The following is a 22,881-nucleotide window of genomic DNA, read 5'->3' as shown; positions in this document are numbered from 1 at the left end:
AATTTAGCCCGCTAGACTTTCTCCGAGTTTTCCACAAAATATATCGGTCATGTTCGTGTGATTCGTACCAGTTGCTTCCGCGTCTTTCCTCCTTGCGGGCTGGCTTATGACATCTCAACTGGACGTGGCAAAAGGCCGCGAAATCGTCGCGCGCTGGTGCAATCTCGCCGAGCAGCGGCTCAATTATCTCACCGAATTATTCGATTCCGGACGCTGGCGGCGCTTCTACGGCGAACAGGAATTTCTCGAAAATGTCCGTGAGGCCAAGAGCGCGGTGCAGACCTGGCGCGATATTCTGTCACGTGAGGCGTCGCGCGATAACCGGCCGATCGACCTGTCCTGGATTGGCCGCCGAACGGCATTGCCGCCGAACGAATTGCGGCGCAATCGCGTGCCTCAGCCGCAGATCGCGGATATTCCGATCGTGCCGCCGCAGGAGATCATGTCCATTCTTGCTGCGGATGATGGGGCTTCGAGCGAACTGCGTGCCGCCAAACCTTTGTCGGAGGATGCGTTCGCGGCCGTGCTGGATGTCGCGACCATCGCGGCGCGTTATCCGCTGTTACGAAATACGCTGTAAGGCGAGCGGCGGAAATCTTAAGGCAGCTTCCGCACGGTATTCATGCCGACGGACACCTGCGCAAAGCGCGGCGCATCTTCGGCGGTAAGATCCGGCGTCACCGGGCGCGCGTGATCGAGCCCGACCACCGCGCCGCGCGGCGTCTCCGAAATCATATTGCTGTTGACGAGTGCGGTGCCGGCGCCCGACGTCACCGAAATTCCCACACCGACGAAGGCGTTGCGGATCACGTTGCCGGTGATTGCAACATCGCGCAGATATTTGCCCCAGCCGGCAACGATGCCGAACGACGGTGCATTCTCGATCACATTGCCCGAGACGCTGCTATCGGCCTCGACATAGATACCGATGCCGCCGTCGTCGTCGGGTTTGGTCCCGGCCGGCCGTTTCGCCAAGAGATTGCGGATGATGTTGCCTTGCACGACCGCGAGCCTGCCGCCTTCGTTGAAATTGCAGACGGACACCCCGAGCGCAGCGCCATCGACCGTGTTGTTGGCAATGACAGCGCCTTCGAAGGCAAATTCGGAGTAGAGCGCGACCTCGCGCACATCCGTGATGCTGTTGCCGCTGATCTGGATGTTGGACGCAGAATTGCCGCGCACCGCTGAATAGTCGCAATTGCTGATGCGGTTGCCGCGCACGATCACGTTGCCGGCGCGGAATGCGTTGATGGCATTGCCATACTGGCCTGACCCGCCAGGGCCGGCCTTGATGTCCTCAATGCGGTTGTCCGCCACCAGCGTGCCGTCGTCGCCGATCGAGGTGCGCAGGATTTCGATGCCGTTGTCGTTGGTATCCGCGATCGTGTTGCGCGTGACGGCGAGCCCCTGCGCGTCGAATGAGGTAATGGCTTTGACCGCGGTCTTGGTGATGGTATTGCCGCTGATGTCACCCGAGACGTTCTCGAGCCAGATGCCGTTGCCGCCGCTCGCGATGATTTCGCAATCGGCGATGCGGATGTCGCGGCCGGACAGGCAATGCACGAGACCGCGGCGGGCCGGAAGCGGAATGCTGCCACCGTCGAGCACGAGGTTGCTCAGCCCCAAATGGTCGGCGCCTTCGCTCGTGAGCAGGGACGCACCACCAATGAAGGCAAGCCGGGTGGCACCGCGCACGCCGACGAGCTGCGCGCCGTTCGGCAGGCGAAGCTGGCTGACACGATAGACCCCGGGCGGCAGCGCCAGCGGCACTTGTGCGCGCGCGGCGTCATCGATCGCTCGTTGCAGAATTCTGGTCTGATCGTCGGCGCTGCCAGGACGAAGGCCGTATTGCGTGGCGTCGCGGCCGAATGCGGAAACCGGCTGAGCCGCGCTCGCTTGAGGCGACATCGCCAGCGCGCCCGCGCTCGTAGCGGCTAGCCCGACAAGATGGCGGCGATTGACGTCCATGATCGCGTGATCATCTCCGTGGATACGGCCGTGTTTGCGCTTCTCTAGGTAGCAAGAAAATGCCGCGTCGCCCGTGGGAGGGCCGGCTTCTGCGGCTGATTGTGGGGGTAGGGTTAATGCTGCGTGGCGTCGGCGCGCTGCACGATCGCTTGCCGGGCCAGCTTTACCATCTCCATCAAGACGGCTTCGCCGGCATCGACCAGTTGCTCGAGTGTAATGTCCGACATGCCCTCGCGAGCCGAGCCGTCGCGCGCAATCACGGGAATATGGACGAAGGAAGCCAATGCCGGACCGCCTTCGCGGCGGGCCGCTTCGATCGCGCGCCAACTCAGATAATTGCAGAGATAACTGCCGGCATTGCGGGAGAGACGGGCGTCGATGCCTGTTGCGAGTGCAGCTCGCAAAAGCTTTTCCGTATGCGGGCCGAACGCCATGGCATCGTCGTGGCCGGCGATCGACCCCATGCGTGGCTTTGACCGACCCGCGTCGGGCCACAACATCGTGACGGCGTTGCGGGCGCGCGTCTCGATCCGCACATAAGCCGTGCGCGAGGCGAGCCCGAACATCAACAGAGCATGCGGACGATGCGAAGCGAGCAGCTCCGGCAGCTCGCGGTCGACATCCTTGTAGGTCACCGGGAAAATATGCCCGGTCAGTTCGACATCGCTCAGGGCAGGGCGGCGTAGCCGCAACAAGCGCGAAACCAATGGCTCCGTGGGGTTGAACGGCGCGCCGGGGAACGGGCCAAAGCCGGTCACGAGCAATCGCAGATGACCGCTCACCGCAGCATCTCCGCGATCTGTTCGGCGGCAAGCGCCGGTGAAACGCGCCCCCCGGCGACTTCGGCTTCGATCCGCTTCACCTTGGCGCGCATCGACGCGTCCGAGCGCAGCCGCGCCATCGTCAGTTGCTCCAGCATCGACCACATCCATTTGACCTGTTGTTCCTGCCTGCGGCTTGCGAATTCGCCTGATGCATTCATCGCCGTGCGGTGATCGAGAATTTTTTGCCACAGCGTGTCGATGCCGGCACCGGTCAGCGCCGAGTAGGTGACGACAGGTGGATCCCAATTCTTCGAGCGGGGGCTGAGGATATGCAGGGCGCTGCGATATTCGCCCGCCGCGAGATTGGCGCGTTTGACGTTGTCGCCATCGGCCTTGTTGATCGCGATCATGTCGGCGAGTTCGACGAGGCCTTTCTTGATGCCTTGCAATTCATCGCCGGCGCCGGGCAGCATCAGCGCGAGGAAGAAGTCGGTCATGTCGCAGACGGCGGTCTCGGACTGGCCGATGCCGACCGTTTCCACCAGCACGACGTCGAAGCCCGCCGCCTCGCAGAGCAGCATCGCCTCGCGCGTCTTCGCGGCCACCCCGCCGAGCGTGCCGGAAGCAGGTGAGGGACGGATATAGGCAGAATCGGAAGCCGCAAGCCGCGCCATCCGCGTCTTGTCGCCGAGGATCGAACCGCCGGTGCGCGCCGACGAGGGATCGACCGCAAGCACCGCGACCTTGTGGCCGCGCCCGATCAGGAACATGCCGAGCGCGTCGATCGTGGTCGACTTGCCGACGCCCGGTGAGCCGGTGATACCGACGCGAACGGCCTTGCCGGTGTCGTGGAGCAGAGCCTGCACGAGCTCGCGCGCGGCTGCCTGATGATCGCCGCGCCGGCTTTCGATTAGCGTGATCGCGCGCGCCAGCGCTGCGCGATGGCCGGTGCGCAGGTCCTTGGCCAAGGTTTTGATGTCAGGGGCGGCGTTCTTACGCGAGTTCATGACTTGGGTTTACAACGACCGGGCGGGACATACGAGGGGCGGGAGAACGGCATCCACGCCCTTTCCGGTGCTCAGGAATCGGGTGGGTCGAAAGGGGATATAGTATCAAAATCGGGGCCGACGTTCCCGGCGAACGGACCAGTCCAATCGAAGGCCCCACATGACTACAGCCTACTACAGCGCCGTCATCGACCATCCCGTAGAAACCGTGTGGTCGCTGATCCGCGACTTCAACAACTACCCAGCCTATATCGACGGCGTGACCGAGAGCGTTATCGAGGACGGCAAGGGAGGCGACGAGGTTGGCGCAGTCAGGCGCTTTTGCTATCTCGGCAACTGGGTTCGGCAGAGCCTGGCGGAACATTCCGACGAGCGGCGTATCCTGACCTATCAGAGCCTCGAACCGCTTCCGTTTCCGTCGGGTCTTCGTCCGGAGCCGGTTGCCCCGACGGGATATCGGGGCACGATGCACCTGTTGGGCGTCATCGAGGGTAACCGAACCTTCATCGAGTGGAGCGTTCGTCTCAATCCGCAGCCGAAGGACGCCGATTCCTGGCTGACGCTCTTTCAGTCATGGATTCCCGACCGGACCAATTCCCTTGTTCGGGCCCTGGCGCGGCGCGCCGAGGAGCGCCGGGGAAGTTGATCATCATTGAATTTGGCTTCTGGCTCAACGGCACTATCTAAGCTGCTCCTTGGGATGAAGTTGGGGAGCTATCTCATGACCAGCCATCAGACTTTTGCCGATCCGGGTGACGGGACCTGGTTGAAGATCGACTTTCTGCCGGGTGTTGAACTTTTGCCGCTCGCGCAGCCAGTGCCTGAGGGATCGATTCATCGCGCCCGTCTTGCCGCCGGCACGATCATCCCGGTCCATACTCATCCGGCCGATGAATTTGTGCTGGTGCTGTCAGGCACGATTGAGACCGGCGGAAGGCGCTGCGAAGCCGGGACCTTCTGGACGACGCCGGCTCAGATCCGCCAGGGACCGCATGTCGCAACCACCGACGTCGAGTTGCTCACCGTGCGGCTCGGGGCGATGGGGACATTCGAAGGAAAATAGCGGCCCGTGACGCCTACGGCTGCGTCGCATCCTCGTCGCTTTTGGGGCGCGCGCCGCCGAAAATCCTCGCCCCTTCCGGCGTCAGGAAAGCCTTGAGCGCCTCCCATGGCACGAAGGCGACATACTCGCCCTCGGCATAAGCGCCGACGGCGTAAGGCGGATAGTGGAAGGTGAGGCCCGAACTCTTGCCGGCCTCAGTCGAGGGCGCAAGGCTCACCGCACCGATACCGAGCAGCTTTGGTTTGAGGTTCTGGAGGAATTCGACGCCGGCCGCATCGTCGGCGTCGCGCTTTTTCTTTTCGACCTTCAAAGCCGCGACGACCGCCTTGAGCATGGCATCCATTGCCGGGCCATTATCGGCCGTCTCCGTGAAGAACGGGCGAATGGAGATGCGCTTGTTCTGACTACGGTCCCACAGAACGGTGTCGACATCGGTGTTCGGAGCGTGGGCGTCCACGTAGTCGGAGCGGACGATCGAGACATAGCGGTCGCCGACGACGGAGCGGACGTCGTACCGGCGTTCGTAGGTCCAGCGACCCTCCTTGAAGAACTGGGGATCTTCCTTCAGCGATTTGGCAGCGTCAGCCGCGACCTTGGCGATCCACTTCTTGCCATCGGAGAGACAATCCGACGCCAAGGCCGCATCCTTCTTGATCTTCTCGTCGAGGAAAACACTAGCGTCCAGAATCTTGTTCTTCAGCGCCGCGTCCGGTTTCGGCTCGGCGCCATTTGCTGCGGTCATGGCGGCGCAGACGATGACGCCCACAAGGCCAATCCTGCGGGCGAAATTGACTTCTATCGGGTGCAAGGGAAATCCTTCGAGTGGGACGTTTTGCGCGTGCTACTCCGCCGCTGCGCTGTGGCCCAATCGCGCGTTCAATTTGTTGATCAGTTCTTCGGCGGCATCGGCGATCACGGTGCCCGGCGGGAAGATCGCTTCCGCTCCGGCTTTGTAAAGCGCGTCGTAATCCTGCGGCGGCACGACGCCGCCGACGATGATCATGATGTCGTCGCGGCCTTCTTTCTTCAGCGCGGCCTTGAGTTCCGGCACGGCGGTGAGATGCGCCGCCGCCAGCGACGACACACCCAGAATATGCACGTCGTTCTCGACCGCCTGTCGGGCGGCCTCCTCGGCGGTTGCAAATAACGGTCCGATATCGACGTCGAAGCCGACATCCGCGAAAGCCGAGGCGATTACCTTCTGGCCGCGGTCATGGCCATCCTGGCCGATCTTGGCAACGAGAATACGCGGCCGTCGGCCTTCGGCTTCCTCAAAGGCGTCGATCAGCGCCTGCACCTTCTCGACGCGGTTGGACATGACGGAGGCCTCCCGTTTGTAGACGCCGGTGATGGATTTGATCTCGGCGCGGTGCCGACCAAATACTTTCTCCATCGCATCTGAAATCTCGCCGACGGTCGCCTTTGCGCGCGCGGCATCGATCGCGAGCGCCAGCAAGTTGCCGCCTTCGCCGGCCGCGCGCGTCAACGTTGCCAAGGCCACATCGACGGCCTTCTGATCTCGCTCGCCGCGCAGCCGCTTCAGCTTGTCGATCTGCAGCCGCCGGACGTTGGAATTGTCGACTTTGAGAATATCGATCGACGCTTCGTCCGATGGCTTGTACTTGTTGACGCCGATCACGGCCTGCTTGCCGGCATCGATCCGCGCCTGCGTCTTGGCGGAGGCTTCCTCGATCCGCAGCTTCGGAAGCCCAGCCTCGATCGCCTTTGCCATGCCGCCGAGTGCTTCGACTTCCTCAATATGGCCCCACGCTCGGGTCGCGAGGTCGCGGGTCAACCGTTCGACATAGTAGGATCCGCCCCAGGGATCGATGATCCGGTTGGTGCCGCTTTCCTGTTGCAGGAAGAGCTGCGTATTGCGCGCGATCCGTGCGGAAAAATCGGTCGGCAGCGCCAGCGCCTCGTCGAGCGCGTTGGTGTGCAGCGATTGCGTGTGACCTTGGGTGGCGGCCATCGCCTCGATCGTGGTGCGCATCACGTTGTTGAACACGTCCTGCGCGGTCAGCGACCAACCCGAGGTCTGGCAGTGCGTGCGCAGCGAGAGCGAGCGCGGGTCCTTCGGGCTGAACGGCTTGAGGAGCTTTGCCCACAATAGCCGCGCGGCGCGCATCTTGGCGACTTCCATGAAGAAGTTCATGCCGATCGCCCAGAAGAATGACAGCCGTGGCGCAAAGCGGTCGACGTCGAGCCCCGCCTTGAGTCCGGCGCGCAGATATTCGACGCCATCGGCAAGCGTATAGGCAAGCTCGAGGTCCTGCGTCGCGCCGGCCTCCTGCATGTGATAGCCGGAGATCGAGATCGAGTTGAACTTCGGCATCCGCTGCGAGGTGTAGGCGAAGATATCGGAGATGATCCGCATCGAGGGCCGGGGCGGATAGATATAGGTGTTGCGCACCATGAACTCTTTCAGAATGTCGTTCTGAATGGTGCCCGACAATTTTTCCGGTGGAACGCCCTGTTCCTCGGCGGCGACGACGAACAGCGCAAGGATCGGCAGCACCGCCCCGTTCATGGTCATCGACACGCTCATCTGGTCGAGCGGGATGCCGGCGAACAGCGTGCGCATATCGTAGATCGAGTCGATCGCGACACCCGCCATGCCGACATCGCCGGCGACGCGCGGGTGATCGCTGTCATAGCCGCGATGGGTCGCAAGATCGAACGCGACCGACAGGCCCTTTTGTCCGGCGGCAAGGTTGCGGCGATAGAAGGCGTTGGAATCTTCAGCCGTCGAGAAACCGGCATATTGCCGGACCGTCCACGGCTGGTTGACATACATGGTCGGGTAGGGGCCTCGCAGATATGGCGCGATGCCTGGCCAAGTCTCGAGGAAATCGATGCCGGCGAGATCGCCTTCGCCATAGGAAGGCTTGACCGGGATGCCTTCAGGCGTGAGCCAAGGTTCGGCGTTGGCAGGAGACGCGGCTGCGGCTGCTCTTTCGAATGCGATATCGGCAAAGTTCGGAATGCGGCTCATGCTTGCCACTCTAACACAAACTGGCCCTGCTGCCGTTAATCATGGTCCGGGTGTTGGTGGCTGACGATGCTGCCCAGCTTCTCCTGGCCGTAACTTTGCAACGTGGTCTGGCTCGGCAGGTTGGAAATTCCGACCACCCAGCCGAGCCGGGACTCTGTTCCGTATTGCCGGGTCGGGACCAGCCGGTCCGGGCGGTCGAACGTGCCGGTCAAGATCTCGATGCGCGGGCCATCAATGCGGCGGAAGCTGAGAGGCGTGCCGCAAGCCTGGCAGAAATCCCGCTCGGCGATCGAGGACGAGCGGAACGCGGCTGGCTTGCCATGTGTCCAGGCGAAATCGCTCTTTTCGATCTCGGCAAAGGAGGCGAACGGGGCCCCGGCGGCCTTCTGGCACATCCGGCAATGGCAGATGCTGATCTTGGTCGGGGGCGCCGACAGCGCAAAGCGGATCGCGCCGCATTGGCAGCCACCGGTGAGAACAGGTTTTGTCACATCGCTCATGCACTCTCCAGCAGCCGGTAGGCCTTTTGCAGGGCAGCGAGCGCATCGCAACCGGCAAAGATGAACTCGCTCACGCCGGCCGCGCGAAGGGCCATTTCCTGCGCGCCGCCTTTTCCTGCCAAATAGATATGTTTTGCCCCGGCGGTATGAAGGGCCCGGGCGGCAGCTTCGGCGTGTTCGGAATAAACCAGGTCGGACGAGCAGATGCAGACGAGTGAAACGCCGGAGGCCCGATACGCGGCCGCAATGGCCGCGGGACGCTCAAAACCTTCCGATCCGATCGCTTCGATGCCGCCGGTCTCGAAGAAGCTTCTGGCAAAGGTCGCGCGGGCGGTGAAATCGGCCGCCGTCCCGAGATTGGCGAGGAAGACTTTTGGCCTTGCTCCCTTGGCTTTGAAGGTTTCATCAGAGCGGTCGCGCAAATGCTCGAAGGGGGCGGCGAGCCGCAGCGGCGATAACGGTTCGAATTTGATTTTGGCTTCGGCCGAAGATGAAGGCGCGGCTGGCTTCACGGCGAGGACTGCGACCTGGGCCTCCTTGAGATCAGGAAAGGCGCTGGCCCCGGTCAGGACCTCTTTGCGCCTGTTGATATTGGCCTCGCGCGCTTTGCGCGTGGCGGCGACCTTGCTCTGAATCAGGTTTTGTTCGAGCGCGGCGAACACGCCGCCGGCCTTTTCGATGTCCTGGAACAGCGGCCACGACGCCTCGCATAACGCCTGCGTCAGGCTCTCGATGCCGCCGGAGCCGGCCGCGGGATCGGAAACCTTTGCAAGGTTGGATTCGTCAAGCAGGACAAGCTGCGTGTTGCGCGCGACACGGCGCGCAAATGCATCCGGCAATCCCAGCGCCAGCGTATGCGGCAGCACCGTGATCGCGTTCGCGCCGGCAAGGCCCGCCGCAAATGTCGCCATCGTCGCGCGCAGCATGTTCACGTAAGGGTCGCGCTGGGTCAGCATCCGCCATGCGGTTTCGGCGGCAAGAAAGATCGGTTTGGGCGCGAGCCTGCAGGCTGTCTCGACTCTGGCCCAGAGCAGACGTAGCGCGCGGAATTTCGCCATCGTCAGGAACTGGTCGGCATCCGCGGTAAGGCGGAACGAGATCGCGGATCGCGCGGCATCAAGGTCGATGCCGCCGTCTTCCAGCATGCGCAAATACGCGACAGCGAGCGACAGCGCGAGCGCCAATTCCTGGACTTCCGACCCGCCGGCATCGTGGACCGCGCGTCCATCGGCCAGCACGAACGGGCCGCGAAAACCACGCTTCATCAGCCCGCCGACGACGCCTGCAAACGGCTTTGTCATCTCGGCCCATGGAGCTGGAGCGCCGCCGCGCACCGCCATCGTGCTGAGCGCCTGATAGTTGAAGCGGAGATCGACCTTGGCGGGATCGACACGGCGCCCCTCGATCAGCGTGGCGAGCACCTCGCCGGCATTGCCGCGTCCGATCACCGGATGGATCGCGATCGAAATCCCGGCATCGAAGAAGACGCCGTCAAACAGCCGTTTCAGTGTTTCCGGTGCCTCGTCGATAACACCGAAGCCGCGGGCGCCAGGCCCGCCGGCAAATTCGATCTCGATCCCGTTTGCGCCGTTTTCGAGATCGTGGACGGCTTGCGCATTGGCGGCCGCAGCATCCGGATGATCGATCCGCTGCATGATCTGCCACGGCATAGCCGCAGGCCGGCCCGCGATCGGCGCCACATTATGGGCGCGCCGATAGATCGGTTCGATCGTGAGCCCATCATAGGTCTTGCTCTCCAGCTTTTCGAACGGCGCGCCCTTCAGGACACCGTCGACCAGCTTGCGCCAATCGTCGTAAGTGGCGGGCGTAAAGTCCGCGGCCAGGGAGAATTCGTCAGGGGATGTCATTTTTTCGCAGCCGTCATTGGGCACCGAAATTGCCACGCCCGCGCCGTCAAGCCAAACGGTGTTTTGAGCTCAAAGGAGGTCCGGAAGGCGTTCGATTCCTTCGGTGGACAGCCCGGCCAGCGCCGAAGCAACGCTGCGGCCGCCGATCACGCGTTCCGGCGATATCTCGGCGAGCGGCACCAGCACAAAGGCCCGTTCGAACAAACGAGGGTGGGGCAGGGTCAGTTCCGGCTTTTGCATCGACACGTCGTCATAAGCGATCAAATCGAGGTCGAGCGTACGCGGCCCCCAACGCCGTTCCCTGCCGCGATCGCGGCCGAATTTCGTCTCGACCTTTTGCAGGACGAATAGCAGTGCATGCGGGTCGAGAGGCGTATCGATTTCGATGCAGGCATTGATGAAAGGCGCTTGCGCAACGTCGCCCCAGGGCGGGGTGGTATAGTCGGACGAGCGCGCCAACAGCGCTGCCTGCGTCATGCCGCAGATATTGGCGATCGCCTTCCGGAACGTGGCGCGGACGTCGCCGACATTGCCGCCGAGTGCGATCAGGGCATGCGCCATCAAACCTTCCGATTGCGGATCAGAACCACGCCGACGTCTTCGAAGATCGCCGCGATCGGCGCATGCGGCTTGTGGACGGTAACCTTCACGGCGCTCACCTTCGGAAACGCCGCCAGCACCGCATCGGCGACAGCGCCTGCCGCGCGTTCCAGCAATTTGTAATTGGTATCCTTGAAGGCTGCGGTCGCAGTTGCGACCACGTTGGAATAGGAGACAGTGTCAGCCAGTCGGTCCGTGCGCGAGGACTCCGAAAGATCGGCGGAGAGTTCGAGGTCGATAACGAAACGCTGTCCGACTTCGGTTTCATGATCCATGACGCCGTGGCGGGCGTGGATGACGAGGCCGGTGATGAAGATCGTGTCGCTCATTCCCTGTCCCAAATCGCTTTAGCTACGCGCAAGGCCTGCACAGTCTCCGAGACGTCATGGGCCCGGATGATTTTCACGCCGGCTTTCGCCGCGATCAGATGCGCGGCAATCGAACCGCCGAGGCGTTGGTCGGGCTCGGATGGCGAGAGCGTCGCAATAAAGCGCTTGCGTGACGCTCCGACCAACAGCGGCAGCCCAAAGGTGTCGAATTGGCTCAGGCGGGCCAGCACCGTGATGCTTTGTTCCTGCGTCTTGCCAAAGCCAATGCCGGGATCGAGCGCGATGTTTTCCGGCGCAATGCCGGCTTGCGCGGCGATCTCAAGCGAGCGCGAAAAGAACTCGGCGATATCCCCCATGATGTCGATGGTCGGATCGGCGCGGTCGCGGTTGTGCATGATCACGACCGGGCAATGCCGCTCGGCGATCAACCGGGCCATGTCCGTATCGCCCTGCAGGCCCCAGACATCATTGGCGATGGCAGCTCCGCTATCGAGCGCCCAGGCGACGACAACCGGTTTCATGCTGTCGATCGAGACGGGAGTTCCGAGCGCGACGACGTCGGCTAGGATCGGGTGCAGGCGGCGTATCTCCTCGTCGGCGGAGATCGGCTGCGCGCCATAGGGCCGGGTCGATTCAGCGCCGATGTCGATCATGTCGGCGCCCTCTGTCACCATGCGCCGAGCCTGAGCCAGCGCGTTCTCCGGCGCGAGGAAGCGTCCGCCGTCCGAGAAGGAGTCGGGCGTGATGTTCAAGACCCCCATCACCAGCGGGTACGGTCGGGACAGCCGTTCCGGCCAGGTCCGGCGCTCTGTCCGACGATCCACCGCGGCGGCCGGGGGGACGGTCCCGGGCGAAGTCGCGCTCATGCGGTGGCTTTGCGCGGTCGAGGCGGGGGAGTCAAGGGATCGCGTAGGCTCCGGCGGCCTGCCGATCACGCCCAGGACAAGGAGTCAGTATGTGATCTTGGGTTGAAGCTTGCGCGCCTTCGCAATCAGCTGCTCGACCGACTTTTCGGAAGGCATGACACGAACCAGTTTGCGCCTGATATTCACTTCTTTCATGTTCTGCGCCAGGCGCGACGGGTTTCGCAGCGCCAGTTCGCGCACCGTCGGCACGCCGGCGGCGCGGACCAATCCGACCTTGGCCTTGCCCATGCCGGGAATCCGCATGTAGTCCGAGAAATTGGCCCATTCGAGCAATTGCTGTTCGCTGATGCCGGTCTTCGACGCAAGCATCTTGCGTCCCTTCACCGTGCTGGCCGCCTCTAGCAGGCGGTCGGTGGTGCGGATGCCCAGCGATTTCAGTTTGGCGGCTGCGAAGGACGAAAGGCCATGAATCTCGGAGATTGGATATGTCATGATTTTTCGGCTGGAAATGTGCTTCAGGCAAATTGGCTGAGGCCGGGGGTCCCCGCGATGATCGCGCCCATCTGATCCTCCCCGATTTTGTCTCGGCCAAACCGGAAAAGTTCTCGCGCGATATTTTGAATGTCGCTGACGCCAAGTCCCAGCGCCATCAGCCGGGTGCCGACAGCCATCAGGCCGCCGCCCATCAGTTTTGCGAGGCCGCCATTGTTCTCGGAAGCAGTGATTGCAGCTTCTGCTCCTGGAATCCTGTCGATCAAGGCCTGGACCTTATCGGAAGGACCTTCGTTGCGAAGGTAACCCAGAATAATGCCGATGGTTTTTTCGGCCACGGTGTCTTCGATACCGGCCTTGGAGGCCAGCCACGCCGTCAGCTCGTCCATTGCGCCCCGTCCTCGGCCGGCTTGTTTCGCCGGGCCCCCTGCTTGCGATTTATCTTGAGCTCCCGCGAGAGGAATTACAAGCGACCAGCGCGCGTGCGCGTGTGAATCGATCCGCAGGTGTTGCACCAATGCAAGGGCAGGTGTCCATTTTGCACTTTTGCCGAGAAGTTTTGTTGAAAATAGGATGGAGCGCAGCAGCAAATCGGACCGAAAGCGCGCCGAATGGAATGCGTTTCCATCCTTCGTTCCTTCGTCGAAGGTTTCAATCGGCTCGCAACATGCAATATAAGTGTAGGCTTGATAAGTGTGGGCTTGGACTGCGCCTTAAGGTGCAGAAGAGGCGAAAGTGATGGCAACGTCAGAAAATCAGACCGCCGACACGGCCGAGAAGATTTTTATCGGCAAGGGCGAGCAGCCCGCCTGGCTGACGCTTCCGCTCGCGAACCGGCACGGGCTCGTGACAGGCGCGACCGGGACCGGCAAGACCGTCTCGTTGCAGGTGATGGCCGAAGGATTTGCGCGCGCCGGCGTTCCCGTGTTCGCGGCCGATATCAAGGGAGACCTGTCCGGCATCTCGGAAGTCGGTGTGCCTGCGGACTTTATCGTCAAGCGGGCCGCCGATATGGGGCTTTCGTTCCAGGTGGATCAGTTCTCCACCGTGTTCTGGGATGTGTTTGGCGAGCAGGGACATCCGGTGCGCGCCACTGTCTCGGAGATGGGCCCGCTTTTGCTGTCGCGCATGATGGATCTCAACGACGTTCAGGAGGGCGTGCTAAACATCGCTTTCCGCGTTGCGGACGAGCAGGGACTATTACTCCTCGACATGAAGGATCTGCGGGCGATCCTGTCTTTCATCGCCGAGCATGCCGGCGAGCTGACGACCCAGTATGGAAATGTCTCGAAGCAGACTGTTGGAACCATTCAGCGTCAGCTTCTGGTGCTGGAAAACCAGGGCGGTGACAAGTTTTTCGGCGAGCCGGCGCTCGATCTGAAAGACTTCATGCGCACCGACCGTGACGGCCGTGGCATGGTCAACATCCTGGTTGCCGACAAGCTCATGCAAAGCCCGCGATTATACGCGACCTTCCTGTTGTGGATGCTATCGGAACTGTTCGAGCAACTCCCCGAGGTCGGCGATCCTCCCAAGCCGAAGCTCGTCTTTTTCTTTGATGAAGCTCACCTGTTGTTCAATGACGCGCCAAAGGCGCTGATGGAAAAGATCGAGCAGGTGGTGCGGCTGATCCGTTCCAAGGGCGTCGGCGTTTATTTTGTGACACAAAACCCGATCGATGTTCCCGACAAGGTGCTCGCTCAATTGGGCAACCGCGTGCAGCATGCGCTCCGTGCCTTCACGCCGCGCGACCAAAAAGCCGTGGCGGCTGCAGCCGAAACCTTCCGTCCCAATCCGAAGCTCGATACCGCGCAAGTGATCACTCAGCTCGGCAAAGGCGAGGCCCTGGTGTCCTTTCTGGAAGGTAACGGTATTCCGGCCGTGGTGGAGCGCGTCATGGTGCGACCTCCGACCGCGCGCATCGGACCGATTACGCCGGAGGAGCGCAAATCCATCATCGACAACAGTCCGGTGAAAGGCAAATACGATACCGCGATCGATTCCGAATCCGCTTATGAGGTTTTGCAGAAGCGGGTGGGGGGCGCGGGCGGCGGAGGTGGCGGACTTCTTGGACAGGTCGGCGGCATCGTGGGCGCGATCTTCGGCACCAACACGCCGCGCGGCAGATTGTCGACCGGCCAATTGATTGCGCGCAACGTCACGCGGTCGGTGACCAACAAGGTCGTTGGCGGCGCGGTCGCCGATCTCGGCAAATCCGTCGGCGGCTCGATCGGCGGTTCGATCGGCCGCTCCATCGTGCGCGGCGCGCTCGGCGGATTGCTGCGCCGGTAACAGCCAACACGGCCTGATCCTTTTCAACTTCAGAAAGTGAGGCGTTTTGAGACTTCCGTCGTTGCGAGCGCCGCTCGATATCCTTTTCCTGGTCTGCTGCGTCGTGCTGACCGCCGACGTCCTCGGTCCCGAGATATTCGGCCACGGAAAGACCAAGGATTACCCGCTGTGGTTCTGGGCCGGCCAGCAGGTCCTGCACGGGGGCGATCTCTATCCGCACGACCCGCACACGACGTTTGCTTTTCTGTATCCGCCGCCGGCGGCAATCCTGCTCGCCATCCCCGCATTCTTCGGCAAAATCCCGCTCTATCTCCTTCTGTCGTTGCTGAACGTCATTGCATGGTGGATGACGGCACAGCTTTCGAATGCGATGACCGGCGACGGCAAGACCGTATCCCCCTGGCTGGCGGCGTTGCCGTCGATCGCCATGATCTCATTCACCTTCGACATGTTCGATCTCGGCCAGCCCAATCTGGTCCTGCTCGCCATCATGCTGTGGGGGTTCTGGCTGGTACAACATGACCGTCCCTGGAGTTCCGGAATCCTGTTTGCGCTTGCGACGGCGATCAAGGTTTTTCCGGTGGCCGTGCTTCCTTATCTGGTGTGGCGGCGGCAATGGGCGTCGGTCGCAAGCACGATCGTGTTTCTCGCCGTTTTTCTGATCGCCATTCCGGCCCCGATCCGCGGCTTCGAGCACAACATGTCCGAGCTGAAGACCTGGTATCAGGGAATGGTCGGATCGAGTTCGGAAGCAGGGTTCGGCCAGCGCGAGGATCAGAACTGGTCGTGGATGAACCAGTCCCTGATCTCGTTGACGCATCGCCTGACGCGCCCCGTGGACTACAACCAGGACAACCCGAACAACGCGCCGGCTTACATGAATTTGCTCAACCTCGACTTCAAGACAGCGAATTGGGTCGTGTTGGGGATCTCGGCTCTCATTGGCCTCGGCTTCATTGCGGTGATGCCGCGGGCCTCGCGCAGGACGCCGCGTTCGGACGCCGAGGAACTCGGCATCCTGTTCTGCCTGATGACCGTCGCATCGCCGCTCGCGCGACAATATTACTTCATCTGGCTGTTCTTCCCGCTCACGGTCCTGCTCCACCGGGCGGCCTACGATCCGCGTGATGTCGCGCGCAGGGCAACATGGATCGTATTGGCGATGTCTGCCGTGCTGGTCTGCCTCTCGCTTCCGGTTTTTCCGCACGAAGTTCAGGCGTTCGGAAACAACTTCCTCGCCACTGCCCTGATCGCGGCAGCGCTTGCCTGGTATCTGCTGCATACAATCGAAGATAAGCCGGGTTCCGTGGCTGGCTCCTTGTCCACATCTACCATAGAGTAAAGTCAGAACAGTCCTGCTCACGAAGGAAGATCGGAAATGTCCGACGCCGCCCAGCTTCAAAAAGTCCTTGATCGCATCGATGCCGATTTCGAAAACAGTCTGACGCGGCTGTTTACACTTCTACGCATCAAGTCGATTTCCGCCGATCCGGCCTTTGCCGCCGATTGCAAAGCGGCCGCCGATCATCTCGCGAAAGACATCGCGACGCTGGGATTGAGCGCCGAGGTGCGGCCGACCGACGGACATCCGGCCGTCGTCGCCAGATCCAGCGGCATATCAACCAACGGGCGGCCGCACGCGCTGTTCTATGGCCACTACGACGTGCAGCCCGTCGATCCGTCGAATCTCTGGCATCGCCCGCCATTCGAACCGGTCGTCGCCGATCACGCGGACGGACGGAAAATCATCGTTGGACGCGGCGCGGAAGACGACAAGGGACAGCTGATGACCTTCGTCGAGGCATGCCGCGCCTGGAAGTCGGTGACGGGATCGTTGCCGATCGATCTGACGATCGTGATCGAAGGCGAGGAGGAGGTCGGCTCGAAAAACTTCGTGCCGTTCCTCGAAAAGAACAAGGCGGACCTCAAGGCAGACTATGCGCTCGTTTGCGATACCGGCATGTGGGATCCAAACACGCCGGCGATCACGACGTCGCTGCGCGGCCTCGTCTATGAGGAGGTGAAGATCAAGGCCGCGAACCGCGATCTGCACTCCGGCATTTTTGGCGGCGGCGCGCAAAACCCGATCCGGGTGCTGACCCGCATTCTCGGCGGCATTTTCGACGACGACGGCCGCATCACGATCCCTGGCTTCTATGACGGCGTCAAGGATGTGCCGGCGGACGTTCTGGAGCAGTGGAAGAAACTCGACCTGACGGCGGAAAAATTTCTCAAACCCATCGGGCTGTCGATCCCGGCCGGCGAGAAGGGACGTCTGTTGATCGAGCAAGTCTCTTCGCGCCCGACCTGCGACGTCAACGGCATCGTCGGCGGCTATATCGGCGAGGGCTCGAAGACCGTGATTCCGGCGGAGGCTTCCGCCAAGGTCTCGTTCCGCCTTGTGGAGGGACAGGATCCCAACAAGATCCGCAATGCGTTTCGCGATTACGTCACGGCGCGCTTGCCCGGCGATTGCCGCGCGGAATTCACCGACCATTCCAACGCACCTGCCGTTGCGCTTGACTGGAACATGAAGCCGCTCGCGGCGGCCCGGCGCGCGCTGGCCGAGGAGTGGGGCAAGGACGCCGTCTTGATGGGATCGGGCGCCTCAATCCCGATCGTTGCCGACTTCAAGCGCACGCTCGGCCTTGACTCGCTGCTGGTGGGCTTTGCGCTCGACGACGACAATATTCACTCGCCGAACGAGAAATACGACCTGCGAAGCTTCCACAAGGGCATTCGCTCCTGGGCGAGAATTCTCGCAGCATTGGCGGGGTAGGGCCTACTGCTTCGGCTGATCCGTTTCGCCTGCTTCCCGACGCATCGCCTCGGCGGCCTCCGGATGGCGCCGATAGTAATCGCACGCCCCGGGCTTGGCGGCGCGCTCCATGCCCTCCTGCTTCGCGGCCTCGACGAGCTCCTGATCTTCCTTCAAATCAAGGACCGCCTGGTCTCTGATGGCGGCAAGATCGCGATCCCTGCGGGCAATTCGGGCGCCGGCATTATCAGGCAGAATCTTGCAGCCGACGGCAAAGTAGATGTCCTTCACCTGGCCCAAGAGCTTTGCCCGGCGTTCCAGATATGTCTGCTTCAGTTTCGCGGTCAGGGTTGACTTGGGTGGATCGGCCTGCTGGGCCGTTGCTCCTGGCAAGACCGCTGCGAGTGCAACGACGATGGCTACGACACGGATGATCTTTTTCATGATGTCCCCCAAAGGCACGGCGGCATCTGATCGCAACGAAATAGGGCCTGCAAGACGCAGTGCAATATGGGAAGCGTACCGCCCACGTAAAAACGCCGCCCGGGATTGGGCGGCGTTTAATTCAACGTGCAGAGGTATATGGAAACACTCTACATCCGATCGGCTGATTTTTCAATTCCTGTAGCTCGGATCCAACCGATCGAGTTTGCGGAGTAGCGGCGGCCACACCAGTGTGGTCGAGCGCAGTTCCGCCCGTTCGGGATTGTCGAGCAGTTGGGTGTTCTTGTCGATCACATCAGGATCGACCGGGTAGGCGGTCGGTCCCAGCATTCGGGTGCGGACCTGCATGGTGCAGGCCCGTTCGAGATGGAACATGCGCTCGAAGGCTGACGCCACCGAGCGGCCGACGGTCAGCGTCCCATGGTTACGCAACAGCATGTGGTTCTTGCTGCCGAGGTCGCGTTGCAGGCGCGGGCGCTCGTCATGATCGAGCGCGATGCCTTCATAGTCGTGATAGGCGAGATCGAAGGTGACAAGCTGGGCGGTTTGATTGAGCGGCAGCAAGCCCTCTGCGGAGGTGGCGACAGCGGTGCCGTCGGGCGTGTGCAGATGGATCACGCAGCCGGCATCCTCGCGGACCTCGTGGATCGCCGAGTGGATCGTGAATCCGGCCGGGTTGATGTTGTACTGGCTTTCGGTCAGCAGGTTGCCGTCAAGATCGACCTTGACCAGGCTCGATGCGGTGATCTCGTCGAACATCAGTCCATAGGGATTGATGAGAAAATGATGTTCCCCACCGGGGACGCGCGCGGAGATGTGGGTATCGACCAGATCGTCCCAGCCATAATAGGCGATCAGGCGGTAGCAGGCGGCGAGATTGACGCGCTGCTCCCACTCTGCATCCGTCATTCCTGACGGCATTTCCTTCAACTGGGCTTCCGCTGGCGACATCGCGCCTTCTCCTGTGATGACCGAATTGTTCGAATACCTAGTCCTGCGTTCGGCCTGCGACAAGGCGCGCGACGGAAACGACAGTTATGTCTTTTGGCGGCGAGTCCTTGCGCATTACGGCGGCGGCGTCGACAACAGGCTCGAAATACTGCGCCCGCGGATGTCGTAGACGCGGGCAAACACGACGTCGTCGCGTTTGATTTCGACCAGCACCGGTGCAGTCAGGCCCTTGCAGTAGAATTCGCCAAGCGTCATCGCGAAGTCGGCGCCATGACTGTCTCCCGTGATGGTGAAGTCGGGCCCTAAAGCGACCTGGGCGCCACGATGCGGACCGCACACCGCGACTTTCCATTTGTGCCCTTGCGCTGGAGTTTCATGCTTTTCCTCGAGCTGCTCGCGCAGGCCGTCGGAGGCCTGTTTGAACGCAAGTCCCCAGTAATCGAGCATGTAGCGGTCGTCGGCGCCGCGCACAGTGCCGGCGATGTGGTTGAAATGGGTGTACTGATAGGGATGCAGGCGGATCATTTCGCCCAGCGGCAGCATCAGGCCGAACGCGAAAATAGCCAGCGCAGCGGGTTGCCAGCTGCGATGATTTTTGCGCAGCCATTCCATGCCGCGCGCGAAGGCGACACCTGCGAGCACCGTCATCGGCGGAATGACGAAGATGAAATGGCGGATGCCGTTATAGAGCGCCGGACGCTTGAGGATGGCGATTGCGATCGGCAACAACGCCGCCAGCGCCAACATCAGCAGAATGGTCTTGCGGCGCGCGGGCACGTCGCTCCGGGTTAGGGCCAGAACTGTCCCGCCGACACCTGCGATCGTCAGTGCCAGCAAGACTTCCGGAAGCTGCAATGCGAACAGCGTCGGGAGGTACGACCACGGCATGTCGGGAACCGAAAAGATCGCGCCGTCGAACATCTCCTTCCATGGCTTTTCGAAGAATTGCGAGAAATAGGTCGCGGCCAGGAAGGGATGATCGGGCTCGATGATCGACCACGGCCAGATCAATCCCATCACGAGGTAGCCGAGGATCAGGCCGGGCAGCAGCGCATACGACATCCGAACAAACCGTCGTGCCGTTTCCCGTGCCCCGTGGGTGCGGATTTCCTCGATCAGCATCGGGATGAAGCCGATCAACGCGTAAAGCAACGCCATGCAGCCGAGGATGCGTGAGCCGACCGAAAGGCCGGTGCCGAGGCCGACGATGAGGACGGTGCGTGGCGAGGGATGCGGATATTCTTCGGCAAGACGCACCAGACCGAGCATCAGGATCACCATAGCTACAGCAAACGGCGCATCCTTCGGGTTCATGAACATATGGCCGTAGAACGTCGGACACAGCGCCAGAAGCAGCAGCGCTGCTAGTCCGGCGAGTGGACCGCCGACGCGACGGCCCAGCCGCCAGGTCATGGCGAGACCAATGACGCCGACGATGGCGCCGACAAGCCGCCGCGTCTCAAACAGTTCGAGCGGGATCACCTTGTGCAGCAACGCCGCGGCCATGTCGAAGCCGCCGCCGTACATGTAAAGATTGACGAACGATAATGCGCCCGTGTCCCTGAATCCGGAGCCGTACATCTTCAGCAACAGATCGGCATATTCGGCGTGGGTGTAGTCGTCCCAGCCGAGGCCGTAGTCGCGAAAAGTGAAAGCGGCGACCACTCCGACCGCAACCAACACCAGCTTTGCGGCGTCGTCGCAAGTTCGCTCCATCGAGCGCCGGAGAGGCGTTTCGAGAGCGGAGGTCGTGATTGATGTCATCGCTATTGGTAACCCGGTGTCCTCTTGGCCCAGCTAGCGCCTAGTGGGCCTCATCCCCGGCATCCATATAGCGCAGTTCCACTGCCAAGTAATTGGCAATTGTGGCGTAATTCCCCTACTGCGGCGCAACGAAACGGCGGATTTGGCCCTTAACCATGGTTCCAATGACCGGCAGGTCTCGGAATTACCTAGTTAATTGCCGGTTGGCGAGGCACGCAATATGACGGTATCGTGGCATCGGGGGACTGTAGGGGGGCTTGCGCGGGTGGCGGAGCGCGGCCCAGGGGTAAATTTGATGACGATTGGAATGTTGGTCGCCGGGATTGGCTGCCTGCTGGCAGGCCTCCTTGCGATCGGTTTCGGGATCCCCATCAACGAGTTCGGTCTTGGCAACACGTTGATACTTGCCGGCTCAGTGGCGGCTTGCTCCGGATTGATCATTCTGAGCTTGTGGATTGCCGTCAGGGAACTGAAAGGCATCGCCAGCCAGCTTGGGTCGAGCCCGGCGCTCGACGTGAAGCGCAGCGGATCACAGCCCGTCGCGTTACCGCGTCCGGCCGCCGCCGAGAGCGATATTGCTGCCTCGCATGCCGATCCGACGGGCGCCGAGCAACAAGCAGGTCAGCCTCCGCCACTGGCAGCGTCAGCTCCCTGGGTCGACGAGGCGGCGGTCCGCGATCGGTCCCGCCAGGACGCGCCATCACCGCCTGAGGGGCAGCCGAAGCCACGGCGCAATTTGATGTTTTCATCGACATCGCGCCGCGAGCGCGAACGGGCCGAAGCGCGTGCCGGCGATGCACCTGTCGCCGAGCCCCGCCCGGGGGCGGCCGACGCGCCCGCCGTGGAGGCGAATGAAGTTCCGCCCGCAAGCTTCGACGACGCCTGGCCGAAATCGGCGCGGGCGCGGCCTGCAGAAGGTCAGCCGCAACGCCGGCCACCGCGCACGCCGCCGACGTTCGGCGAACCCGGCGCGACCCGCCAGCCTCCGGCCGCCGAAAATCAACCGCAGGTTACCGTCCTCAAATCGGGCGTCGTCGATGGGATGGCTTATTCATTGTATTCCGATGGCTCGATCGAGGCACAGATGCCGGAAGGCATGATGCGCTTTGCCTCGATTGACGAACTGCGCGCGCACCTCGACCAGCGGCCGTGAAAATTGGATTGCCGTTCTTGTCTCTGCCCAAATACTCTGCACAAGTACTCTGCACAACTAATCCGCTCATATCCAAAAAGCGCTGACGCGTCGTGAATCAACAGGGTTACGGCTTGCAGGATGAAACTCTTGAGAAGGTCTTGGCCATGACCGACACCACCGGCAAGAATTTCATCGATCTGACCGCGAACATCGTCTCGGCCTATCTCAGCAACAATCCGACGCCGGCATCGGAAATTCCGGGCCTGATCAACCAGATTCATGCGGCGTTGGTGCGCGTTTCAACGGGCAGACCCGAAGCCCCGTCGGAACCCGCAAAGCCAGCGGTCTCCGTCAAGAAGTCCATGAAGCCGGACTATCTCGTGTGTCTTGAAGACGGCAAACGCTTCAAGTCGTTAAAGCGGCACCTGCGCTCCCAATACAACATGACGCCGGAACAATATCGGGAAAAATGGGGTTTGCCGGCGGACTATCCGATGGTCGCGCCCAATTATGCGGTCGCCCGCTCGCAACTCGCCAAGAAGATGGGGCTTGGGCAGCAACGCCGCCGGCGGAAGTAGTAACTTACGAAGCCGTGGCTAATGTTTCACGCGCATCGGTACGGATGCGTTCGACCATCGCGCGCAGGCCGTTGGAACGTTGCGGCGTGAGATGCTCGCGGAATCCGAACTCGTCGAATATGGCGATAGCGTCGGTGGCGAGAATTTTTTGCGGCGTCTGACCGGAGTAAAGCATCAACAGGATCGCAACCAATCCGCGCACGATATGAGCGTCGCTGTCGCCAATATATTTCAGCAGAGCCTCGCCCGCATCATTGCGTCCAAGCTTCTTCGACAGCCAGACCTGGCTAACGCAACCCTGCACCTTGTTGGCGGCCGAATGTTCTGCTTCCGGCATCGGCTCGAGCGTCCGGCCGAGCTCGATGACATACCGGTAGCGGTCGTCCCAATCTTCCAGCAGTTCGAAATTTTCTCGGATTTCGTCAATCGTCATGATCGTGCTCAACCTTCAGCCACCTATATAAAGGGCAAGGCGGCTGAAAGCGATATCGTTCCGGACCGGAATTA

The 22,881-nt window shown here is 61.8% G+C and carries 24 protein-coding genes; 8 read left to right on the top strand and 16 right to left on the bottom strand.

What is annotated here, in order from left to right; translation table 11 throughout:
• The first annotated feature begins 106 nt into the window (after positions 1-106).
• Entirely contained in the window at positions 107-580 is a 474-nt protein-coding gene (locus VFB05_RS23000; RefSeq protein ID WP_325016524.1) for a TIGR03809 family protein, read from the top strand.
• Between the two features lie 17 nt (positions 581-597).
• Here the strand turns inward: VFB05_RS23000 and VFB05_RS22995 are convergent, their stop codons facing one another.
• The 3 genes from VFB05_RS22995 to meaB all read right to left on the bottom strand — a co-directional run bounded on the left by VFB05_RS22995 (position 598) and on the right by meaB (position 3,739).
• Positions 598-1,968, bottom strand: a complete 1,371-nt coding sequence (locus VFB05_RS22995) for a TIGR03808 family TAT-translocated repetitive protein (RefSeq protein ID WP_325016522.1) — start codon at positions 1,966-1,968, stop codon at positions 598-600.
• 113 nt (positions 1,969-2,081) lie between these two features.
• Entirely contained in the window at positions 2,082-2,750 is a 669-nt protein-coding gene (locus tag VFB05_RS22990; protein ID WP_325016520.1) for a pyroglutamyl-peptidase I, read from the bottom strand.
• A complete protein-coding gene (gene meaB / locus VFB05_RS22985) occupies positions 2,747-3,739 on the bottom strand; it encodes a methylmalonyl Co-A mutase-associated GTPase MeaB (protein WP_325016518.1) in 993 nt (330 codons plus the stop codon). The genes VFB05_RS22990 and meaB overlap by 4 nt, the downstream gene beginning before the upstream one ends.
• A gap of 160 nt (positions 3,740-3,899) precedes the next feature.
• Between meaB and VFB05_RS22980 the strand changes: the two genes are divergently transcribed.
• Positions 3,900-4,385 carry an SRPBCC family protein gene (locus VFB05_RS22980; protein ID WP_325016516.1) on the top strand — a complete coding sequence of 162 codons (486 nt, stop codon included), beginning with the start codon at positions 3,900-3,902 and terminating at the stop codon, positions 4,383-4,385.
• A gap of 75 nt (positions 4,386-4,460) precedes the next feature.
• Positions 4,461-4,802, top strand: coding sequence for a cupin domain-containing protein (locus tag VFB05_RS22975; RefSeq protein WP_325016513.1), 342 nt, complete (start codon positions 4,461-4,463; stop codon positions 4,800-4,802).
• A gap of 13 nt (positions 4,803-4,815) precedes the next feature.
• Here the strand turns inward: VFB05_RS22975 and VFB05_RS22970 are convergent, their stop codons facing one another.
• From VFB05_RS22970 to VFB05_RS22930, 9 genes are all read right to left on the bottom strand, one after another.
• Positions 4,816-5,544 (bottom strand): RsiV family protein, encoded by a 729-nt coding sequence (locus VFB05_RS22970; RefSeq protein ID WP_325016641.1) that lies wholly within the window; start codon positions 5,542-5,544, stop codon positions 4,816-4,818.
• 99 nt (positions 5,545-5,643) lie between these two features.
• Positions 5,644-7,797, bottom strand: a complete 2,154-nt coding sequence (gene scpA / locus VFB05_RS22965; RefSeq protein ID WP_325016511.1) for a methylmalonyl-CoA mutase — start codon at positions 7,795-7,797, stop codon at positions 5,644-5,646.
• 35 nt (positions 7,798-7,832) lie between these two features.
• Complete coding sequence (locus VFB05_RS22960) at positions 7,833-8,297, bottom strand: GFA family protein (protein ID WP_325016509.1); 465 nt, start codon at positions 8,295-8,297, stop codon at positions 7,833-7,835.
• Positions 8,294-10,165, bottom strand: coding sequence for a methylmalonyl-CoA mutase family protein (locus VFB05_RS22955; protein WP_325016507.1), 1,872 nt, complete (start codon positions 10,163-10,165; stop codon positions 8,294-8,296). Before VFB05_RS22955 ends, VFB05_RS22960 begins: the two co-directional genes overlap by 4 nt.
• Positions 10,166-10,234: 69 nt before the next feature.
• Positions 10,235-10,726: a 2-amino-4-hydroxy-6-hydroxymethyldihydropteridine diphosphokinase gene (gene folK, locus VFB05_RS22950; RefSeq protein ID WP_325016505.1), complete on the bottom strand. Its 492-nt coding sequence runs from the start codon at positions 10,724-10,726 to the stop codon at positions 10,235-10,237.
• Complete coding sequence (folB, locus tag VFB05_RS22945; RefSeq protein ID WP_325016503.1) at positions 10,726-11,094, bottom strand: dihydroneopterin aldolase; 369 nt, start codon at positions 11,092-11,094, stop codon at positions 10,726-10,728. Before folB ends, folK begins: the two co-directional genes overlap by 1 nt.
• Complete coding sequence (gene folP, locus VFB05_RS22940; RefSeq protein ID WP_325016501.1) at positions 11,091-11,960, bottom strand: dihydropteroate synthase; 870 nt, start codon at positions 11,958-11,960, stop codon at positions 11,091-11,093. The genes folB and folP overlap by 4 nt, the downstream gene beginning before the upstream one ends.
• 84 nt (positions 11,961-12,044) lie before the next feature.
• Complete coding sequence (locus VFB05_RS22935) at positions 12,045-12,452, bottom strand: DUF4332 domain-containing protein (RefSeq protein ID WP_325016499.1); 408 nt, start codon at positions 12,450-12,452, stop codon at positions 12,045-12,047.
• 23 nt (positions 12,453-12,475) lie between these two features.
• Positions 12,476-12,841, bottom strand: a complete 366-nt coding sequence (locus VFB05_RS22930; RefSeq protein ID WP_325016497.1) for a DUF2267 domain-containing protein — start codon at positions 12,839-12,841, stop codon at positions 12,476-12,478.
• A 349-nt stretch (positions 12,842-13,190) separates the two neighbouring features.
• Here VFB05_RS22930 and VFB05_RS22925 point away from each other — a divergent pair, with 349 nt between their 5' ends.
• The 3 genes from VFB05_RS22925 (at position 13,191) to VFB05_RS22915 (ending at position 17,523) form a co-directional block, all read left to right on the top strand.
• Complete coding sequence (locus tag VFB05_RS22925; RefSeq protein WP_325016495.1) at positions 13,191-14,744, top strand: helicase HerA-like domain-containing protein; 1,554 nt, start codon at positions 13,191-13,193, stop codon at positions 14,742-14,744.
• Between the two features lie 61 nt (positions 14,745-14,805).
• Entirely contained in the window at positions 14,806-16,086 is a 1,281-nt protein-coding gene (locus VFB05_RS22920; protein WP_325016493.1) for a glycosyltransferase family 87 protein, read from the top strand.
• Between the two features lie 36 nt (positions 16,087-16,122).
• Positions 16,123-17,523 carry a M20/M25/M40 family metallo-hydrolase gene (locus VFB05_RS22915; RefSeq protein WP_325016491.1) on the top strand — a complete coding sequence of 467 codons (1,401 nt, stop codon included), beginning with the start codon at positions 16,123-16,125 and terminating at the stop codon, positions 17,521-17,523.
• A gap of 3 nt (positions 17,524-17,526) precedes the next feature.
• Here VFB05_RS22915 and VFB05_RS22910 read toward each other — a convergent pair whose 3' ends face one another.
• From VFB05_RS22910 to VFB05_RS22900, 3 genes are all read right to left on the bottom strand, one after another.
• The gene (locus VFB05_RS22910; RefSeq protein WP_325016490.1) at positions 17,527-17,946 is read right to left on the bottom strand and encodes a hypothetical protein; all 420 of its coding nucleotides are present in this window, start codon (positions 17,944-17,946) and stop codon (positions 17,527-17,529) included.
• 171 nt (positions 17,947-18,117) lie between these two features.
• Positions 18,118-18,897, bottom strand: a complete 780-nt coding sequence (locus VFB05_RS22905; RefSeq protein ID WP_325016488.1) for a class II aldolase/adducin family protein — start codon at positions 18,895-18,897, stop codon at positions 18,118-18,120.
• A 114-nt stretch (positions 18,898-19,011) separates the two neighbouring features.
• Complete coding sequence (locus VFB05_RS22900) at positions 19,012-20,661, bottom strand: glycosyltransferase family 39 protein (protein WP_325016486.1); 1,650 nt, start codon at positions 20,659-20,661, stop codon at positions 19,012-19,014.
• Between the two features lie 295 nt (positions 20,662-20,956).
• Here VFB05_RS22900 and VFB05_RS22895 point away from each other — a divergent pair, with 295 nt between their 5' ends.
• Positions 20,957-21,814, top strand: coding sequence for a DUF308 domain-containing protein (locus tag VFB05_RS22895; RefSeq protein WP_325016484.1), 858 nt, complete (start codon positions 20,957-20,959; stop codon positions 21,812-21,814).
• 146 nt (positions 21,815-21,960) lie between these two features.
• Positions 21,961-22,374 carry a MucR family transcriptional regulator gene (locus VFB05_RS22890; RefSeq protein ID WP_325016482.1) on the top strand — a complete coding sequence of 138 codons (414 nt, stop codon included), beginning with the start codon at positions 21,961-21,963 and terminating at the stop codon, positions 22,372-22,374.
• Positions 22,375-22,378: 4 nt separating this feature from the next.
• Here VFB05_RS22890 and VFB05_RS22885 read toward each other — a convergent pair whose 3' ends face one another.
• Positions 22,379-22,807, bottom strand: coding sequence for a SufE family protein (locus VFB05_RS22885; protein ID WP_325016480.1), 429 nt, complete (start codon positions 22,805-22,807; stop codon positions 22,379-22,381).
• Positions 22,808-22,881: the final 74 nt, after the last annotated feature.

Source organism: Bradyrhizobium sp., assembly GCF_035652035.1.
GTDB lineage: Bacteria > Pseudomonadota > Alphaproteobacteria > Rhizobiales > Xanthobacteraceae > Bradyrhizobium.
The sequence above is the reverse complement of the archived record's forward strand: the minus strand, read 5'-3'. Positions and strand labels throughout refer to the sequence as shown.

Excerpts from the sequence above, each read along its gene's own strand:
- VFB05_RS23000 (WP_325016524.1), top strand. The coding sequence starts at position 107 with ATGACATCTCAACTGGACGTGGCAAAAGGCCGCGAAATCGTCGCGCGC.
- VFB05_RS22995 (WP_325016522.1), bottom strand. The coding sequence starts at position 1,968 with ATGGACGTCAATCGCCGCCATCTTGTCGGGCTAGCCGCTACGAGCGCG.
- meaB (WP_325016518.1), bottom strand. The coding sequence starts at position 3,739 with ATGAACTCGCGTAAGAACGCCGCCCCTGACATCAAAACCTTGGCCAAG.
- VFB05_RS22980 (WP_325016516.1), top strand. The coding sequence starts at position 3,900 with ATGACTACAGCCTACTACAGCGCCGTCATCGACCATCCCGTAGAAACC.
- VFB05_RS22975 (WP_325016513.1), top strand. The coding sequence starts at position 4,461 with ATGACCAGCCATCAGACTTTTGCCGATCCGGGTGACGGGACCTGGTTG.
- VFB05_RS22970 (WP_325016641.1), bottom strand. The coding sequence starts at position 5,544 with ATGACCGCAGCAAATGGCGCCGAGCCGAAACCGGACGCGGCGCTGAAG.
- scpA (WP_325016511.1), bottom strand. The coding sequence starts at position 7,797 with ATGAGCCGCATTCCGAACTTTGCCGATATCGCATTCGAAAGAGCAGCC.
- VFB05_RS22960 (WP_325016509.1), bottom strand. The coding sequence starts at position 8,297 with ATGAGCGATGTGACAAAACCTGTTCTCACCGGTGGCTGCCAATGCGGC.
- VFB05_RS22955 (WP_325016507.1), bottom strand. The coding sequence starts at position 10,165 with ATGACATCCCCTGACGAATTCTCCCTGGCCGCGGACTTTACGCCCGCC.
- folK (WP_325016505.1), bottom strand. The coding sequence starts at position 10,726 with ATGGCGCATGCCCTGATCGCACTCGGCGGCAATGTCGGCGACGTCCGC.
- folB (WP_325016503.1), bottom strand. The coding sequence starts at position 11,094 with ATGAGCGACACGATCTTCATCACCGGCCTCGTCATCCACGCCCGCCAC.
- folP (WP_325016501.1), bottom strand. The coding sequence starts at position 11,960 with ATGAGCGCGACTTCGCCCGGGACCGTCCCCCCGGCCGCCGCGGTGGAT.
- VFB05_RS22935 (WP_325016499.1), bottom strand. The coding sequence starts at position 12,452 with ATGACATATCCAATCTCCGAGATTCATGGCCTTTCGTCCTTCGCAGCC.
- VFB05_RS22930 (WP_325016497.1), bottom strand. The coding sequence starts at position 12,841 with ATGGACGAGCTGACGGCGTGGCTGGCCTCCAAGGCCGGTATCGAAGAC.
- VFB05_RS22925 (WP_325016495.1), top strand. The coding sequence starts at position 13,191 with ATGGCAACGTCAGAAAATCAGACCGCCGACACGGCCGAGAAGATTTTT.
- VFB05_RS22915 (WP_325016491.1), top strand. The coding sequence starts at position 16,123 with ATGTCCGACGCCGCCCAGCTTCAAAAAGTCCTTGATCGCATCGATGCC.
- VFB05_RS22910 (WP_325016490.1), bottom strand. The coding sequence starts at position 17,946 with ATGAAAAAGATCATCCGTGTCGTAGCCATCGTCGTTGCACTCGCAGCG.
- VFB05_RS22905 (WP_325016488.1), bottom strand. The coding sequence starts at position 18,897 with ATGTCGCCAGCGGAAGCCCAGTTGAAGGAAATGCCGTCAGGAATGACG.
- VFB05_RS22900 (WP_325016486.1), bottom strand. The coding sequence starts at position 20,661 with ATGACATCAATCACGACCTCCGCTCTCGAAACGCCTCTCCGGCGCTCG.
- VFB05_RS22895 (WP_325016484.1), top strand. The coding sequence starts at position 20,957 with ATGACGATTGGAATGTTGGTCGCCGGGATTGGCTGCCTGCTGGCAGGC.
- VFB05_RS22890 (WP_325016482.1), top strand. The coding sequence starts at position 21,961 with ATGACCGACACCACCGGCAAGAATTTCATCGATCTGACCGCGAACATC.
- VFB05_RS22885 (WP_325016480.1), bottom strand. The coding sequence starts at position 22,807 with ATGACGATTGACGAAATCCGAGAAAATTTCGAACTGCTGGAAGATTGG.